Below are 13,082 nucleotides of genomic sequence, written 5' to 3'. Positions count from 1 at the left end.
TCAGATCAACGGCGGCGTTTTTCATACAGCTTAGGCTCACCTGGCGGCCGGCTCTTGAAGCGGCGGTGCGTCCACAGGTATTGCTCGGGGCATTCGCGCACGGAGGCTTCGACCCACTGGTTGATGCGCAGGCAATCGATCTCGTCGGATTCACCCGGGAAGTCGGTCAGCGGCGGATGGATCACCAGGCGATAACCGCTGCCGTCGGCCAGGCGCTCCTGGGTGAACGGCACCACCAGAGCCTTGCCCAGGCGTGCGAACTTGCTGGTGGCAGTGACGGTGGCGGCCTGAATACCGAACAGCGGCACGAAGATACTTTGCTTGGCGCCGTAGTCCTGGTCCGGTGCGTACCAGATCGCACGACCGGCCCGCAGCAGCTTGAGCATGCCGCGCACGTCTTCGCGCTCTACGGCCAGGGAGTCGAGGTTGTGCCGCTCGCGGCCACGGCGCTGGACGAAATCGAACAAGGGGTTGCCGTGCTCGCGGTACATGCCGTCGATGGTGTGCTTCTGCCCGAGCAAGGCGGCGCCGATTTCCAGGGTGGTGAAATGCAGGGCCATGAGGATCACGCCCTTGCCTTCCAGTTGCGCCTGCTTGAGGTGCTCCAGCCCTTCGACATGGGCCAGGCGCGCCAGGCGCGGCTTGGACCACCACCAGCTCATGGCCATCTCGAAGAACGCGATGCCGGTGGAGGCAAAGTTTTCCTTGAGCAAATGTTTACGCTCTTTAGCGGACTTTTCCGGGAAGCACAGTTCCAGGTTTCGTGCGGCGATACGTCGACGTTCACCGGCCACCCGGTACATTCCCGCCCCCAAGGCACGGCCAATCCCCAGTAAAGCCCGGTACGGCAACTGCACAATCAGCCACAGCAAACCCAGCCCCAGCCATAACAGCCAGAAGCGCGGATGAAAAAATACAGCTCGAAAACGCGGGCGATCCATTCAAGATTCCGGTAAAGACAACGGCCGCGCATTCTACAACGGTTCGACCCGGCTTGCGGCTAGCGGATGTTCTCGTTATAAGTCTCGACACTTTTCGTGACAAGCCGCTTTGCCGACCATGAGCCAAACCGAACCGCTAGACCAAGATCCCGTGTTCCAGTTGAAAGGCAGCATGCTCGCCATTACCGTGCTGGAACTGGCCCGCAACGACCTTGATGCCCTGGACCGCCAGCTCGCCGCCAAGGTCGCCCTGGCGCCGAACTTCTTCAACAATGCACCGCTGGTGCTGGCCCTGGACAAGCTCCCGGCCGGCCAGGGCGCGGTCGACCTGCCCGGGCTGATGCGCGTGTGCCGCCAGCATGGCCTGCGCACCCTGGCGATCCGTGCCAGCCGTATCGAAGACATTGCTGCGGCAATCGCTATTGAACTGCCAGTACTGCCGCCGTCGGGTGCCCGCGAGCGTCCTCTCGACCCGTTGGTCGGCGAAGAGAAGAAAAAACCGGAGAAACCGCCGGAGCCGACGATCAAGCCGACAAAGATCATCACCTCTCCCGTACGGGGCGGGCAGCAGATTTACGCCCAGGGTGGCGACCTTGTCGTCATCGCCCCGGTCAGCCCGGGGGCGGAACTTCTCGCCGATGGAAACATCCATGTATACGGCCCCATGCGTGGTCGTGCCCTGGCCGGCATAAAAGGTGACACCAAGGCCCGTATTTTTTGCCAGCAGTTGACCGCTGAGCTAGTGTCCATCGCAGGCCAGTACAAGGTTTCGGAAGATTTGCGCCGCGATCCGCTGTGGGGGGCCGGGGTACAAGTCAGCCTGTCGGGCGATGTGTTGAACATCGTTCGTCTTTAACGGATACTGCCGCATTTTCCAAGCATCTCTGGACTCTGATAGCACAGCGAAAACGGCAAAACTTGTGTAGGAATAATTTTAAGGTGGGGTTTGCCCAGGCAAACCGTGCTTTCTCCTACAAGAGCTGCCCGCCTGCAGCGAGTGACAAGAGATGTTTTTCAGGGACTAAAAAGTCCTTTTTCCTTAGGGGTGAAACACCTTGGCCAAGATTCTCGTGGTTACATCCGGCAAGGGTGGTGTGGGTAAGACCACCACCAGCGCCGCTATCGGTACCGGCCTCGCTCTGCGCGGCCACAAGACAGTTATCGTCGACTTCGACGTCGGCTTGCGTAACCTCGACCTGATCATGGGCTGTGAACGCCGCGTGGTTTACGACTTCGTCAACGTCGTCAATGGCGAAGCCAACCTGCAACAGGCCCTGATCAAGGACAAGCGCCTTGAGAACCTGTATGTACTGGCCGCCAGCCAGACCCGCGACAAAGACGCGCTGACCAAGGAAGGCGTGGGCAAGGTCCTCGCCGAACTGAAGGAAACCTTCGAATACGTGGTGTGCGATTCCCCGGCGGGTATCGAGACCGGTGCTCACCTGGCGATGTACTTCGCCGACGAAGCCATCGTCGTGACCAACCCTGAAGTCTCCTCGGTACGTGACTCGGACCGCATGCTCGGCCTGCTGGCCAGCAAGTCCCAGCGCGCCGAGAAAGGTGAAGATCCGATCAAGGAACACCTGCTGCTGACCCGCTACAACCCTGAGCGCGTCAGCAATGGCGAAATGCTCGGCGTTGAAGACGTGAAGGAAATCCTCGCCGTGACCCTGCTGGGTGTGATCCCGGAATCCCAGGCCGTCCTGAAGGCATCCAACCAAGGTGTGCCGGTGATTCTTGACGACCAGAGCGACGCCGGCCAGGCGTACAGCGATGCGGTAGATCGCTTGCTGGGCAAGACCGTGGAACATCGCTTCCTCGATGTTAAGAAGAAGGGATTCTTCGAGCGTATCTTTGGAGGCAACTAAACAATGAAATTTCTCGACTTCTTTCGCGCCAACAAAAAGCCAAGTACCGCGTCGGTAGCGAAAGAGCGTCTACAGATCATCGTGGCGCACGAACGCGGCCAACGCAGCACCCCGGATTACCTGCCAGCCCTGCAGAAGGAACTGGTGGAAGTGATCCGCAAGTACGTCAACATCGGTAACGATGACGTGCATGTCGCCCTGGAAAATGACGGCAGCTGCTCGATTCTGGAACTCAATATCACCCTGCCTGATCGTTGATCGAAAAGGCGGTCGCCACGGCGGCTCGGTTACCTGGCTCCCCTCACGGGGCCGGGTGAGCGAGCCGCCGTTGGCGTTTGTTACGAGGCTGTTTTAATGCCGTTGTCCAATGTCCATATCCTTCATCAGGACGCTGCTGTCCTGGTGGTGAACAAGCCTACCCTGCTGCTCTCGGTGCCCGGTCGCGCCGACGACAACAAGGACTGCCTGATCACCCGCCTGCAGGAAAACGGCTACCCCGAAGCCCGCATCGTCCATCGCCTGGACTGGGAAACGTCCGGGATCATCCTGCTGGCCCGAGACGCGGATACCCACCGTGAACTGTCCCGCCAGTTTCATGACCGGGAAACCGAAAAGGCCTACACCGCACTCTGCTGGGGCCAACCGGAACTGGACAGCGGCAGCATCGACTTGCCCTTGCGCTACGACCCACCGACCAAGCCACGGCACGTGGTGGACCACGAGTTCGGCAAGAACGCGCTGACCTTCTGGAAAGTCCTGGAGCGTTGCGGCGACTGGTGTCGGGTTGAGCTGACACCGATCACCGGCCGCTCCCATCAACTGCGCGTGCATATGCTGTCCATCGGGCATCCGTTGCTGGGCGATGGCTTGTACGCCCACGAACAGGCCTTGGCTGCCTGGCCACGTCTGTGCCTGCACGCCAGCATGCTGAGCTTCACCCATCCCCAGAGCGGCGAGCGTCTGCGCTTCGAGTGCCCCGCGCCGTTTTAACCTGTAAACGCAATTAAAATGTGGGAGCGGGCTTGCTCGCGAATGCGGTGGATCAGTTAGCCCATTCGGCGACTGACACACCGCATTCGCGAGCAAGCCCGCTCCCACATTTGTTCTGTGCACTTATCCCGTCGGACGGTAAACTCGCGCCATTGCTGTCTGGAGCTACTTATGCGCGAAGAGTTGAACCAAGGCCTGATCGACTTCCTCAAGGCCTCCCCTACCCCGTTCCATGCCACCGCCGCCCTTGCACAGCGCCTGGAAGCGGCCGGTTTCCAGCGTCTTGACGAGCGCGAGACCTGGACCACCGAGGCCAACGGGCGCTATTACGTGACCCGCAACGACTCCTCGATCATCGCCTTCAAACTCGGCCGACACTCGCCCCTGCAAGGCGGCATCCGCCTGGTCGGCGCCCACACCGACAGCCCGTGCCTGCGGGTCAAGCCACAGCCTGAACTGCAACGCCAGGGCTTCTGGCAACTGGGTGTGGAAGTGTACGGCGGCGCGCTGCTGGCGCCGTGGTTCGACCGCGATCTGTCCCTGGCCGGCCGCGTCACTTTCCGCCGCGACGGCAAGGTCGAAAGCCAGCTGATCGACTTCAAGCTGCCCATCGCGATCATCCCCAACCTGGCCATTCACCTGAACCGTGAAGCCAACCAGGGTTGGGCGATCAATGCCCAGACCGAACTGCCGCCGATCCTTGCGCAGTTCGCCGGTGACGAGCGCGTGGACTTCCGCGCAGTGCTGACCGAGCAACTGGCTCGTGAACACGGGTTGAACGCCGATGTGGTGCTCGACTACGAGCTGAGCTTCTATGACACCCAGAGCGCGGCCGTGATCGGCCTCAATGGCGACTTTATCGCCGGTGCCCGCCTCGACAACCTGCTGTCGTGCTACGCCGGCCTGCAAGCCCTGCTCACCGCCGAAACCGATGAAACCTGCGTGCTGGTCTGCAACGACCACGAAGAAGTCGGCTCGTGCTCCGCCTGCGGTGCCGACGGCCCGATGCTGGAGCAGACCCTGCGTCGCCTGCTGCCCGAGGGCGATGAGTTCGTACGCACTATCCAGAAGTCGCTGCTGGTGTCTGCCGACAACGCCCACGGCGTGCACCCCAACTACGCCGAGAAGCACGACGCCAACCACGGCCCGAAACTCAATGCCGGCCCGGTGATCAAGGTCAACAGCAACCAGCGCTACGCCACCAACAGCGAAACCGCCGGGTTCTTCCGCCACCTGTGCATGGCCGAAGAAGTGCCGGTGCAAAGCTTTGTGGTACGCAGCGACATGGGTTGCGGCTCGACCATCGGCCCGATCACCGCCAGCCACCTGGGCGTGCGCACCGTGGATATCGGCTTGCCGACGTTTGCGATGCACTCGATTCGCGAGCTGTGCGGCAGCCACGACCTGGCGCACCTGGTGAAGGTGTTGAGTGCGTTTTACGCGAGTCGCGACTTGCCGTAATTGCAGGATGAACACAAATCAAATGTGGGAGCGGGCTTGCTCGCGAATGCAGAGGGTCAGTCAATACATCGGGTGACTGATCCACCGCTTTCGCGAGCAAGCCCGCTCCCACATTTTGATCTTCATTGTTTGATAGATCGGGCTCAGTTCAACACTTCACTCAGCGGAATGAAGTTGACCCGGTCACCGATCTCCAGCGTCGTCCCCTCCAGCACTTCTACCAAACCTTCGGCCCACGCCGCGCTACGCAGCACACCCGAGCTCTGGTTGCGGTAGATGATCGCCTTGCCCTGCTCCAGCCGCCCGCGCAAATACTCGCGGCGATTCCCCGGCTTGGGCCAGACAAACCCCACGGGCACTTCAATGCGCAGCGGCTGCACGTCTTCCACGCCCTGGCGGCGCAACAGGTAAGGCCGCGCCAGCAAGGCAAAGGTCACCAGCGTCGACGCCGGATTGCCCGGCAAACCGATCACCGGTACACCACGGAAATGCCCGAACGTCAGCGGCTTGCCCGGCTTGATCGCCAGCTTCCACAGCGCCAGCTCCCCTTCTTCCCGCAGCGCAATCCCGAGAAAATCCGCCTCCCCCACCGACACACCGCCGGTGGACAGAATCAGGTCTACCGAGCCCAATGCGCCCAGGCGTTCGCGGGTTTGTTCCAGGTCATCCGGCAGGATCCCGGCGTCCACCACTTCGCAGCCCAGGCGCTCCAGCCAGCTGCACAGCACCCGGCGATTGCTGTTGTAGATCTGCCCGGGCCCCAGCGGCAGGCCCGGCTCGATCAACTCGTCGCCGGTGGACAGCACAGCCACGCGGGCGCGTCGTACCACCTCCAGCCGATCACGACCCAGTGAAGCCGCCAGGCCCAACTCGATCGGGCCCAGGCGTGTACCTGCTGGCAACACCCACTCGCCCACCGTGGTTTCCTGGCCTTGGGGACGGATGTTTTGATGCACCTGCAACGCTTCGGTGAAGCTCACCCGCTGATCGGCATGGACCACGGCGTTTTCCTGCATCTCGACGCAGTCCGCGCCCTCCGGTACCGGGGCTCCGGTGAAGATCCGCGCGCAGGTACCGGCAGCCAAGGGCTCGGGTGCCGTGCCCGCAAAAATGCGCTGGCTGACTACCAGTGGCTCACCGGTCCAGTCCGCCAGGCGCAGGGCGTATCCGTCCATGGCGCTGTTGGGCCAGGGCGGCAAGTCCAGCGTGGAGATCAACGCCTGGGCCAGCACCCGACCATCACACTCGGCCAGCGCCAACGTTTCCGGCTCGCGAATCGGCGCTGCCTCGGCCATCGCCAGCAATTGTTCGAGGGCGTCTTCCACCGGCATCAACGCGCCGGTCTTGCCCGGCTTACCCACGGGATTCACAGGGCTCGGCCTGTTTCAAATGCGGGACGAAGTTGCACGGGCGGTGACGGTTATCCAATTGCTCGGCGAGAATCCCGTCCCAACCGGTGCGCACCGCGTTGGTGGAGCCCGGCAGGCAGCACACCAGTGTGCCGTTGGCCAGGCCGGCCAGGGCACGGGATTGCACGGTGGAGGTGCCGATATCGGCCACGGAGATTTGCCGGAACAGTTCGCCGAAACCATCCACCTGCTTGTCCAGCAGGCAGCTCACCGCTTCCGGGGTGCTGTCGCGGCCGGTGAAGCCGGTGCCGCCGGTGATCAACACCACCTGCACCACGTCTTCGGCAATCCAGTGCGCCACTTGCGCACGGATTTTGTACAGATCATCTTTAAGCAAAACTCGCTCGGCCAGCAGGTGACCGGCGGCGGTCAGGCGGTCGACGAAGACCTGGCCCGAGGTGTCGGTTTCCAGGGTGCGGGTGTCGCTGACCGTCAATACAGCGATATTCAGGGGTACAAAGGGCGCATCAGCCTTGGCTTTCATGGCTCGGTCCGGTTGTCGAAGGAACAGCCCGATGTTATATCACAGCCCCCCATTTCACTGCCCGCAGGAGCCGTCATGCCAAGCCATTCTTCCCCACTGCCCTGCTCGATCCTTTTGCTGGCCGGCGGTCGTGGCCAGCGCATGGGCGGCCTCGACAAGGGCCTGCTGGACTGGCACGGGCAGCCGCTGATCGCGCACCTGCATCGCCTGGTGCGGCCGTTGACCGACGACCTGATCATCTCCTGCAATCGCAACCAGGCGCAGTACGCGGCCTACGCCGATCAATTGGTCGGCGATGACAGCCCCGACTTTCCCGGGCCACTGGCCGGCATTCGCGCAGGACTGGCGGTGGCGCAGCATGGGCATCTGCTGGTATTGCCGTGCGATGTGCCGCAGATCGATGCACGATTGCTCGCCGACCTGCGCAGTACGGCGCAGCAAAACCCGTTGCTGCCGGTGATGGTGCGCCACGGCGATTTCTGGGAACCGCTGCTCTGCGTGATCCCCACTTCGCTGCGCGAGCCCTTCGAACGGGCCTGGGCAGCCGGCGAGCGCAGCCCGCGCCAGATCATGCAGGCGCTGGGGGCCAAGGCCCTGGATTGCCCCGCCGACGATCCGCGCCTGGCCAACCTCAATACACCGGAGTTGTTGCACCGCCCGCCCAGCGTGTCAGAATGAGCGTCGAACAAGGAACTTTGCCGACGTTGCACACGTCACAAGGTCAGTACTCAACAAAGCATTCTCTCGGAGACAAACTCATGACTCAACGGACCATCGCCGCTCTCATGCTTGCACTGGGCCTCGCTACCCTTGCCGGTTGCGCCTCGCCGACAGTGATCACCCTGAATGACGGTCGCGAAATCCAGGCCGTCGACACTCCTAAATTCGACAAGTCCACCGGCTTCTACGAATTCGAACAGCTGGATGGCAAGCGCACCCAGATCAACAAGGATCAGGTTCGCACCGTTAAAGACCTGTAAGTCTTAACGCCAGATACAAAAAAGCCCGCGTAATGCGGGCTTTTTCGTTGCTGGGGTTTACCAGTCCAGGCTGATCTCGCTGCGAAAGTCGCGCTCAAGGCCGGTGACCGGGTCGATGAAACGCACCCCCTGGGCCAGCAGCTTGAGCGGGTTGGCGTAGTCGTCCTCGGCATCCTTGATAACGTCGGGGTAGAACGGATCGTTGCAGATACTCGCGCCCAGGGCCGTCATGTGCACCCGCAACTGATGCTTCTTGCCGGTCACCGGAAACAGGCCATAGCGCCACAGGTCGCCATTCTTTTCCCGCACCTCGACCGCCGTCTCGGTGTTGCTCGCCCCCTCGCCTTCCTGCATGCGAAAGAACGGCTCGCCATCCACCAGCCGGCTTTTGTGCACCAGCGGAAAGGTCAGCCCAGGCAATGCAGGGGCAATGGCTTCGTAGAACTTGTCGATCTTGCGCGTGGGAAACAGCTGTTGATACGCCGAGCGCGTCTGGGGGTTGGCCGAAAACAACACCAGCCCTGCGGTATGCCGATCAATGCGATGCAGCGGCACCAGCGCCGGGTTGTCCAGGCGACGGATCAGGCGTCGCAACAGGGTTTGCTCGACGTACTCACCGGCAGGCGTGACCGGCAGGAAGTGCGGCTTGTCGGCCACCACCAGGTGTTCATCGGCATACAGGATCGTCTCCTGCACCGGGATTACTTTCTCGTTTGGTACTTCGCGAAAGTAGTAGATGCACAGGCCTTCGCGGTAGGCGAGGTCCTGATTGATGGGGGTGCCATTGATGTCCAGCACCCTGCCCCGGGCGATGCGGTCCAGCCATTGCTCACGGCTGATGGCCTGGAAGTGCTCACACAGGCAATCCAGCACGGTGGCCCAGGCGCCTGGCGGCAGGTACAAGGTGCTGGCTTGGTGCTGGGCAGCGGAAAAAACGGACATGGCAGGCTCAAGACGTGGACATACAGGCGCACATTATCCCGCATGCACCCGGATCAGGCCCAGCACAGATTCAGGCCTTGGCCAATTCCACGCGCAACACCGGTGACGCACTGGCCGCCTCGGTGAACTCCTTGAGCCAGCGCAGCACATCCACCGCTTCCCAGCGGCCCGGGTCGTAAAGCGCATACAGCAAGCCCTGGTAACCCACCACATCCAGCTGCTTGTGATAACCCGCGCGCTGGAACAGCGCCTCGATCTCGGCAAAGCAGGTGTTGAAATGCACTTTGTTAAACGGCGTCTTGCCTTCCGTGACCAGGCCATCGAGGCGCAGCTCGTTCACCGCGTCACGCACGACGTCGGCGGACATGCGATTGACGCTGCTTTTCAGTTGTTCAACATTCACCACGGGCGTTCCCTCTCATTCAATCGCTGTACAAACATACAGTAACCGAATAATCGGGAACTCGCCATCGCCGAGTGCTAGCTAAGAAAGTTCACTACCTGCGCTTCGTCGAACGGCCACTCCAGCTCCGCGCCCGTGTCTACCCGGCGCAGCACCGGAATACGCAGGCCGTAGGCTTCATACAGGGCCTCGGAATCGGCGATATCCACCAACTCCACCAGCAGGCCGTGTTCGACCAACGGCATGATTTCGGCTTCGGCAATCTCACACAGATGGCAGCCCAGGGTGCCGAACAACTGACATTCAGGAAGCATGGCAAAGGGTCCGAGAAGAATCAGGCACCTATTCTAACAGCGTCGGGACACTGCAAAAGCCTGACCCAGATCAGCATGGCGTATAACTGATTCAGTGACTCTCGCGACTTTTTTCCCGTAATACCTGCAATGGAGCTGCATGTGTTTGCCAACCTGCTGATTATCCTGGCCTCCTCCCTGGTGGTGATTGCGCTGTTTCGTCGCCTGCAACTGCCGCCGGTGCTGGGCTATCTGTGTGTTGGCCTGGCCGTGGGCCCCACCGCCCTCGACTGGGTCAATGACAGCGAAGAGTTGCCAGACCTTGCCGAACTGGGTGTGGTGTTCCTGCTGTTTTCCCTGGGCCTGGAGTTTTCTCTCAACAAAATGCTCAGCCTGCGCCGGGTGGTGTTTGGCTTGGGCAGCCTGCAGGTACTGTGCTGCGGGTTGCTGCTGGGCGGTTTGCTGGCACTGTTCGGCCTGTCGCCGACGACCGCGCTGTTGCTCGGTGCTGGGCTGGCGTTGTCGTCCACCGCCATCGTCAGCAAGGAGCTGACCAGCCTCGGCGAAATCTTCAGCAGCCATGGCCAGAATGCGATTGGGGTATTGCTGTTCCAGGATGTAGTGGCCGTATTGCTGCTGACCCTCGTGCCAGTGTTCGCCGGTAACAGCGAGCAAGCCTGGTACTGGGCATTGCCACTGACCCTGGGCAAAACCGTGGTGCTGTTCCTCGGCCTGCTGCTGGCCAGCCGCTGGTTGCTGCCGCGTTTGTTCCGTGAGGTGGCGGCGTCCCATTCGGCCGAATTGTTCGTGCTGCTGGCACTGGTGATCGTACTGCTCACCGCCTGGCTGACCCACTTGCTGGGCCTGTCCCCGGCACTCGGTGCGTTTCTCGCCGGCATGCTGCTGGGGGAAAGCCATTACCGCCATCAGATCGAAGCCGATATCCGACCGTTTCGCGACATCCTGCTAGGACTGTTTTTTGTCAGCATCGGCATGCTGATCGACCTGCAACTGTTCGTCAGTCATAGCCTGTTGATTCTCGGCCTGACCCTCACGCTGATGTTCATCAAAGGCTGTGTGGTCGCGCTATTGGTGCAACTGCGCGGCAGCGACGGTGAAACCGCCTGGCGCAGCGGCCTGGCGCTGGCCCAGGGCGGCGAGTTCTGTTTCGCCTTGATGGCGCAAATGCAGCAAAGCCGCCTGCTGCCCGCCGACATCAGCGGCCTGCTGCTGGCTGCCACCTTCTGCTCGATGCTATTGACTCCGCTGTTGCTCAGGGCTGCACCCGCGATTGCCCTGCGCCTGCACCGCAAGCCCAACCAGCAAGTACAGCTTGAAGAGATTACGGCCCTGAATGCCGAGCTGCGCGACCACGCGGTGATCTGCGGCTACGGCCGGGTTGGCCAGTCCATCGGGCGCTTCCTGCACCGTGAACAACAGGCGTTCATTGCCCTTGATGACGACCCGGAGCGAGTCCAGGAAGCTTCTACCGAAGACAGCGCCGTGCATTACGGCGACTGCCGCCGTGGCGCCCTGCTCAGCGCGGTCGGCCTGGAACGTGCGCGCCTGGTGGTGATCGCGGTGGATAACAGCGACGTCGCCCTGACCGTGCTCAACGAAGCGCGGCGGATCAACCTGACCGTACCGATCCTGGTACGCACCCGCGACGACAGTCAGCTGGCCGAACTGAAAGCCGCCGGCGCCACTGAAGTGGTGCCCGAGCTGCTGGAGTCGAGCCTGATGCTCGCCTCCCATGCGTTGATCCTGCTGGGGTTGTCGGAGCAGCAGGTGCAAGGCCGTGTCGATGAAGTGCGCCAGAGCCGGTACCGGCTGTTACATGGCTGCAACCAGAACGAAGGGGACGCGCCCCTCAATCCTGACTGACCGCGCCAATCTTGTGGATCGACAAATCCGCGCCGTAATACTCCTCTTCCTGGCTCAAGCGCAGGCCATGCACGCGTTTGATCACGCCATACACCAGGAAGCCACCGGCCAGCGCCACCACCACACCCAGCGCGGTGCCGATCAACTGGCTGATCAGACTGACGCCGCCCAAACCGCCCAGGGCGGTCTGGCCGAAGATCCCGCAGGCAATCCCGCCCCACACGCCGCACAGCCCGTGCAACGGCCATACACCCAGCACATCGTCGATCTTCCAGCGATCCTGGGCGGCAATGAAGAACCAGACGAACAAGCCGCCCGCCACCACGCCGGTCACCAACGCGCCCACCGGGTGCATCAGGTCGGAACCGGCACAGATCGCCACCAACCCGGCCAATGGACCGTTGTGCAAGAAGCCTGGATCGTTACGGCCGATCACCAATGCCGCTACCGTGCCACCGACCATCGCCATCAACGAATTGACCGCCACCAGCCCGCTGACCCCGGACAGGGTTTGCGCACTCATGACGTTGAAGCCGAACCAGCCGACGATCAAGATCCACGAGCCCAACGCGAGAAATGGAATGCTCGACGGCGCGAACGCCACCAGGCGCCCTTCCCGATAACGGCCCTGCCTTGGCCCCAGCAACAGCACCGCCGCCAGCGCCAGCCAGCCGCCCATGGCGTGCACCACGACGCTGCCGGCAAAGTCATGGAAGCTGGCGCCGAAGGTGGCCAGCAACCAGGCTTGCAGGCCGTAGTTGCCGTTCCACACCATGCCTTCGAAAAACGGATAGATGAAGGCTACGATCAACGCAGTGGCACACAGTTGCGGAACAAACCGTGCACGCTCGGCGATTCCCCCGGAAATGATCGCCGGGATCGCCGCCGCGAAGGTCAGCAGGAAGAAGAACTTCACCAGGCCGTAGCCGTGGTCGGCGCTGATCACCGCCGCCGGTTGCATGAAGGTCACCCCGTAGGAGATCCAATAGCCTATAAAGAAATAGGCCAGTGTTGAAATCGCGAAGTCACTGAGGATTTTCGACAGGGCATTGACCTGGTTCTTCTGGCGCACCGTGCCGACTTCCAGGAAGGCAAAGCCGGCGTGCATGGCCAGGACCATGACCGCACCAATCAGAATAAACAGCGTGTTGGAGCTGTGGACGAGGGTGTCCACCGCGCTTTGCAAATTTTCCATGGAGGATGGCAGGCCTGCACATGCAGGAAAAAGCACCAAAGCAGTTCATGACCTTCATGATGCGCACTAAATTGGCACCAGCGGTCCGACCCTCGTTTGAGGCCGTGAACCGCTTTGGCGCAGCGATCATTGAAAAAGGCAGAATCCGACAGGGTTTTTCCGCGAGTTTTAGTTATTTAGGGTAAGGTTTTTCAGGGTTTGAGCCCCAACCGCCCGGATTCAGCGCAAGGCC

At 61.6% G+C, this 13,082-nt stretch carries 15 protein-coding genes; 8 read left to right on the top strand and 7 right to left on the bottom strand.

Features of this window, described 5'->3' with window-relative positions; all coding sequences use genetic code 11:
• Positions 1–5: 5 nt before the first annotated feature.
• Positions 6–941, bottom strand: a complete 936-nt coding sequence (locus HX839_RS28510; RefSeq protein WP_087694782.1) for a lipid A biosynthesis lauroyl acyltransferase — start codon at positions 939–941, stop codon at positions 6–8.
• A 118-nt stretch (positions 942–1,059) separates the two neighbouring features.
• On the opposite strand from HX839_RS28510, the gene minC reads away from it, so the two are divergent.
• From minC to HX839_RS28485, 5 genes are all read left to right on the top strand, one after another.
• Positions 1,060–1,797 (top strand): septum site-determining protein MinC, encoded by a 738-nt coding sequence (gene minC / locus HX839_RS28505; protein WP_003209099.1) that lies wholly within the window; start codon positions 1,060–1,062, stop codon positions 1,795–1,797.
• A 199-nt stretch (positions 1,798–1,996) separates the two neighbouring features.
• Complete coding sequence (minD, locus tag HX839_RS28500) at positions 1,997–2,809, top strand: septum site-determining protein MinD (protein WP_003209098.1); 813 nt, start codon at positions 1,997–1,999, stop codon at positions 2,807–2,809.
• Between the two features lie 3 nt (positions 2,810–2,812).
• On the top strand, positions 2,813–3,067 hold the full coding sequence (gene minE / locus HX839_RS28495) for a cell division topological specificity factor MinE (RefSeq protein ID WP_003175252.1): 255 nt from the start codon (positions 2,813–2,815) through the stop codon (positions 3,065–3,067).
• Between the two features lie 96 nt (positions 3,068–3,163).
• Positions 3,164–3,799 carry an RluA family pseudouridine synthase gene (locus HX839_RS28490; protein ID WP_008432172.1) on the top strand — a complete coding sequence of 212 codons (636 nt, stop codon included), beginning with the start codon at positions 3,164–3,166 and terminating at the stop codon, positions 3,797–3,799.
• Positions 3,800–3,970: 171 nt separating this feature from the next.
• Complete coding sequence (locus tag HX839_RS28485) at positions 3,971–5,260, top strand: M18 family aminopeptidase (protein WP_003209095.1); 1,290 nt, start codon at positions 3,971–3,973, stop codon at positions 5,258–5,260.
• A 143-nt stretch (positions 5,261–5,403) separates the two neighbouring features.
• Here HX839_RS28485 and glp read toward each other — a convergent pair whose 3' ends face one another.
• Both glp and moaB read right to left on the bottom strand, forming a co-directional pair.
• The gene (glp, locus tag HX839_RS28480; protein WP_177068059.1) at positions 5,404–6,630 is read right to left on the bottom strand and encodes a gephyrin-like molybdotransferase Glp; all 1,227 of its coding nucleotides are present in this window, start codon (positions 6,628–6,630) and stop codon (positions 5,404–5,406) included.
• On the bottom strand, positions 6,614–7,153 hold the full coding sequence (moaB, locus tag HX839_RS28475; RefSeq protein ID WP_003209092.1) for a molybdenum cofactor biosynthesis protein B: 540 nt from the start codon (positions 7,151–7,153) through the stop codon (positions 6,614–6,616). Before moaB ends, glp begins: the two co-directional genes overlap by 17 nt.
• 75 nt (positions 7,154–7,228) lie before the next feature.
• Here moaB and mobA point away from each other — a divergent pair, with 75 nt between their 5' ends.
• Positions 7,229–7,831, top strand: coding sequence for a molybdenum cofactor guanylyltransferase MobA (mobA, locus tag HX839_RS28470; RefSeq protein ID WP_177035739.1), 603 nt, complete (start codon positions 7,229–7,231; stop codon positions 7,829–7,831).
• 80 nt (positions 7,832–7,911) lie between these two features.
• Positions 7,912–8,133 carry a YgdI/YgdR family lipoprotein gene (locus tag HX839_RS28465; RefSeq protein ID WP_003209090.1) on the top strand — a complete coding sequence of 74 codons (222 nt, stop codon included), beginning with the start codon at positions 7,912–7,914 and terminating at the stop codon, positions 8,131–8,133.
• Between the two features lie 57 nt (positions 8,134–8,190).
• Here the strand turns inward: HX839_RS28465 and HX839_RS28460 are convergent, their stop codons facing one another.
• The 3 genes from HX839_RS28460 to HX839_RS28450 all read right to left on the bottom strand — a co-directional run bounded on the left by HX839_RS28460 (position 8,191) and on the right by HX839_RS28450 (position 9,792).
• Positions 8,191–9,075, bottom strand: coding sequence for a pseudouridine synthase (locus HX839_RS28460; protein WP_177028920.1), 885 nt, complete (start codon positions 9,073–9,075; stop codon positions 8,191–8,193).
• A gap of 70 nt (positions 9,076–9,145) precedes the next feature.
• Positions 9,146–9,481: a transcriptional regulator gene (locus tag HX839_RS28455; RefSeq protein WP_177009498.1), complete on the bottom strand. Its 336-nt coding sequence runs from the start codon at positions 9,479–9,481 to the stop codon at positions 9,146–9,148.
• 74 nt (positions 9,482–9,555) lie between these two features.
• On the bottom strand, positions 9,556–9,792 hold the full coding sequence (locus HX839_RS28450; RefSeq protein ID WP_008432163.1) for a glutaredoxin family protein: 237 nt from the start codon (positions 9,790–9,792) through the stop codon (positions 9,556–9,558).
• A 141-nt stretch (positions 9,793–9,933) separates the two neighbouring features.
• Here HX839_RS28450 and HX839_RS28445 point away from each other — a divergent pair, with 141 nt between their 5' ends.
• Positions 9,934–11,655, top strand: a complete 1,722-nt coding sequence (locus HX839_RS28445; RefSeq protein WP_177068058.1) for a monovalent cation:proton antiporter-2 (CPA2) family protein — start codon at positions 9,934–9,936, stop codon at positions 11,653–11,655.
• Here HX839_RS28445 and HX839_RS28440 read toward each other — a convergent pair.
• Positions 11,642–12,850, bottom strand: a complete 1,209-nt coding sequence (locus HX839_RS28440; RefSeq protein WP_003209083.1) for an ammonium transporter — start codon at positions 12,848–12,850, stop codon at positions 11,642–11,644. The two genes, HX839_RS28445 and HX839_RS28440, sit on opposite strands and share 14 nt — an antisense overlap.
• Positions 12,851–13,082: the final 232 nt, after the last annotated feature.

The sequence above is a fragment of the Pseudomonas sp. I8001 genome (assembly GCF_013385345.1).
In the GTDB taxonomy this organism is placed as follows: domain Bacteria; phylum Pseudomonadota; class Gammaproteobacteria; order Pseudomonadales; family Pseudomonadaceae; genus Aquipseudomonas.
Note: the sequence above shows the minus strand (reverse complement) of the source record. Positions and strands in the feature narration are given on the sequence as shown.

What these genes read in the sequence shown, in the direction of transcription:
- HX839_RS28460 (WP_177028920.1), bottom strand. Translation starts at nt 9,075, where the DNA reads ATGTCCGTTTTTTCCGCTGCCCAGCACCAAGCCAGCACCTTGTACCTG.
- HX839_RS28510 (WP_087694782.1), bottom strand. Translation starts at nt 941, where the DNA reads ATGGATCGCCCGCGTTTTCGAGCTGTATTTTTTCATCCGCGCTTCTGG.
- HX839_RS28490 (WP_008432172.1), top strand. Translation starts at nt 3,164, where the DNA reads ATGCCGTTGTCCAATGTCCATATCCTTCATCAGGACGCTGCTGTCCTG.
- moaB (WP_003209092.1), bottom strand. Translation starts at nt 7,153, where the DNA reads ATGAAAGCCAAGGCTGATGCGCCCTTTGTACCCCTGAATATCGCTGTA.
- minC (WP_003209099.1), top strand. Translation starts at nt 1,060, where the DNA reads ATGAGCCAAACCGAACCGCTAGACCAAGATCCCGTGTTCCAGTTGAAA.
- minE (WP_003175252.1), top strand. Translation starts at nt 2,813, where the DNA reads ATGAAATTTCTCGACTTCTTTCGCGCCAACAAAAAGCCAAGTACCGCG.
- HX839_RS28440 (WP_003209083.1), bottom strand. Translation starts at nt 12,850, where the DNA reads ATGGAAAATTTGCAAAGCGCGGTGGACACCCTCGTCCACAGCTCCAAC.
- mobA (WP_177035739.1), top strand. Translation starts at nt 7,229, where the DNA reads ATGCCAAGCCATTCTTCCCCACTGCCCTGCTCGATCCTTTTGCTGGCC.
- HX839_RS28465 (WP_003209090.1), top strand. Translation starts at nt 7,912, where the DNA reads ATGACTCAACGGACCATCGCCGCTCTCATGCTTGCACTGGGCCTCGCT.
- HX839_RS28450 (WP_008432163.1), bottom strand. Translation starts at nt 9,792, where the DNA reads ATGCTTCCTGAATGTCAGTTGTTCGGCACCCTGGGCTGCCATCTGTGT.
- HX839_RS28485 (WP_003209095.1), top strand. Translation starts at nt 3,971, where the DNA reads ATGCGCGAAGAGTTGAACCAAGGCCTGATCGACTTCCTCAAGGCCTCC.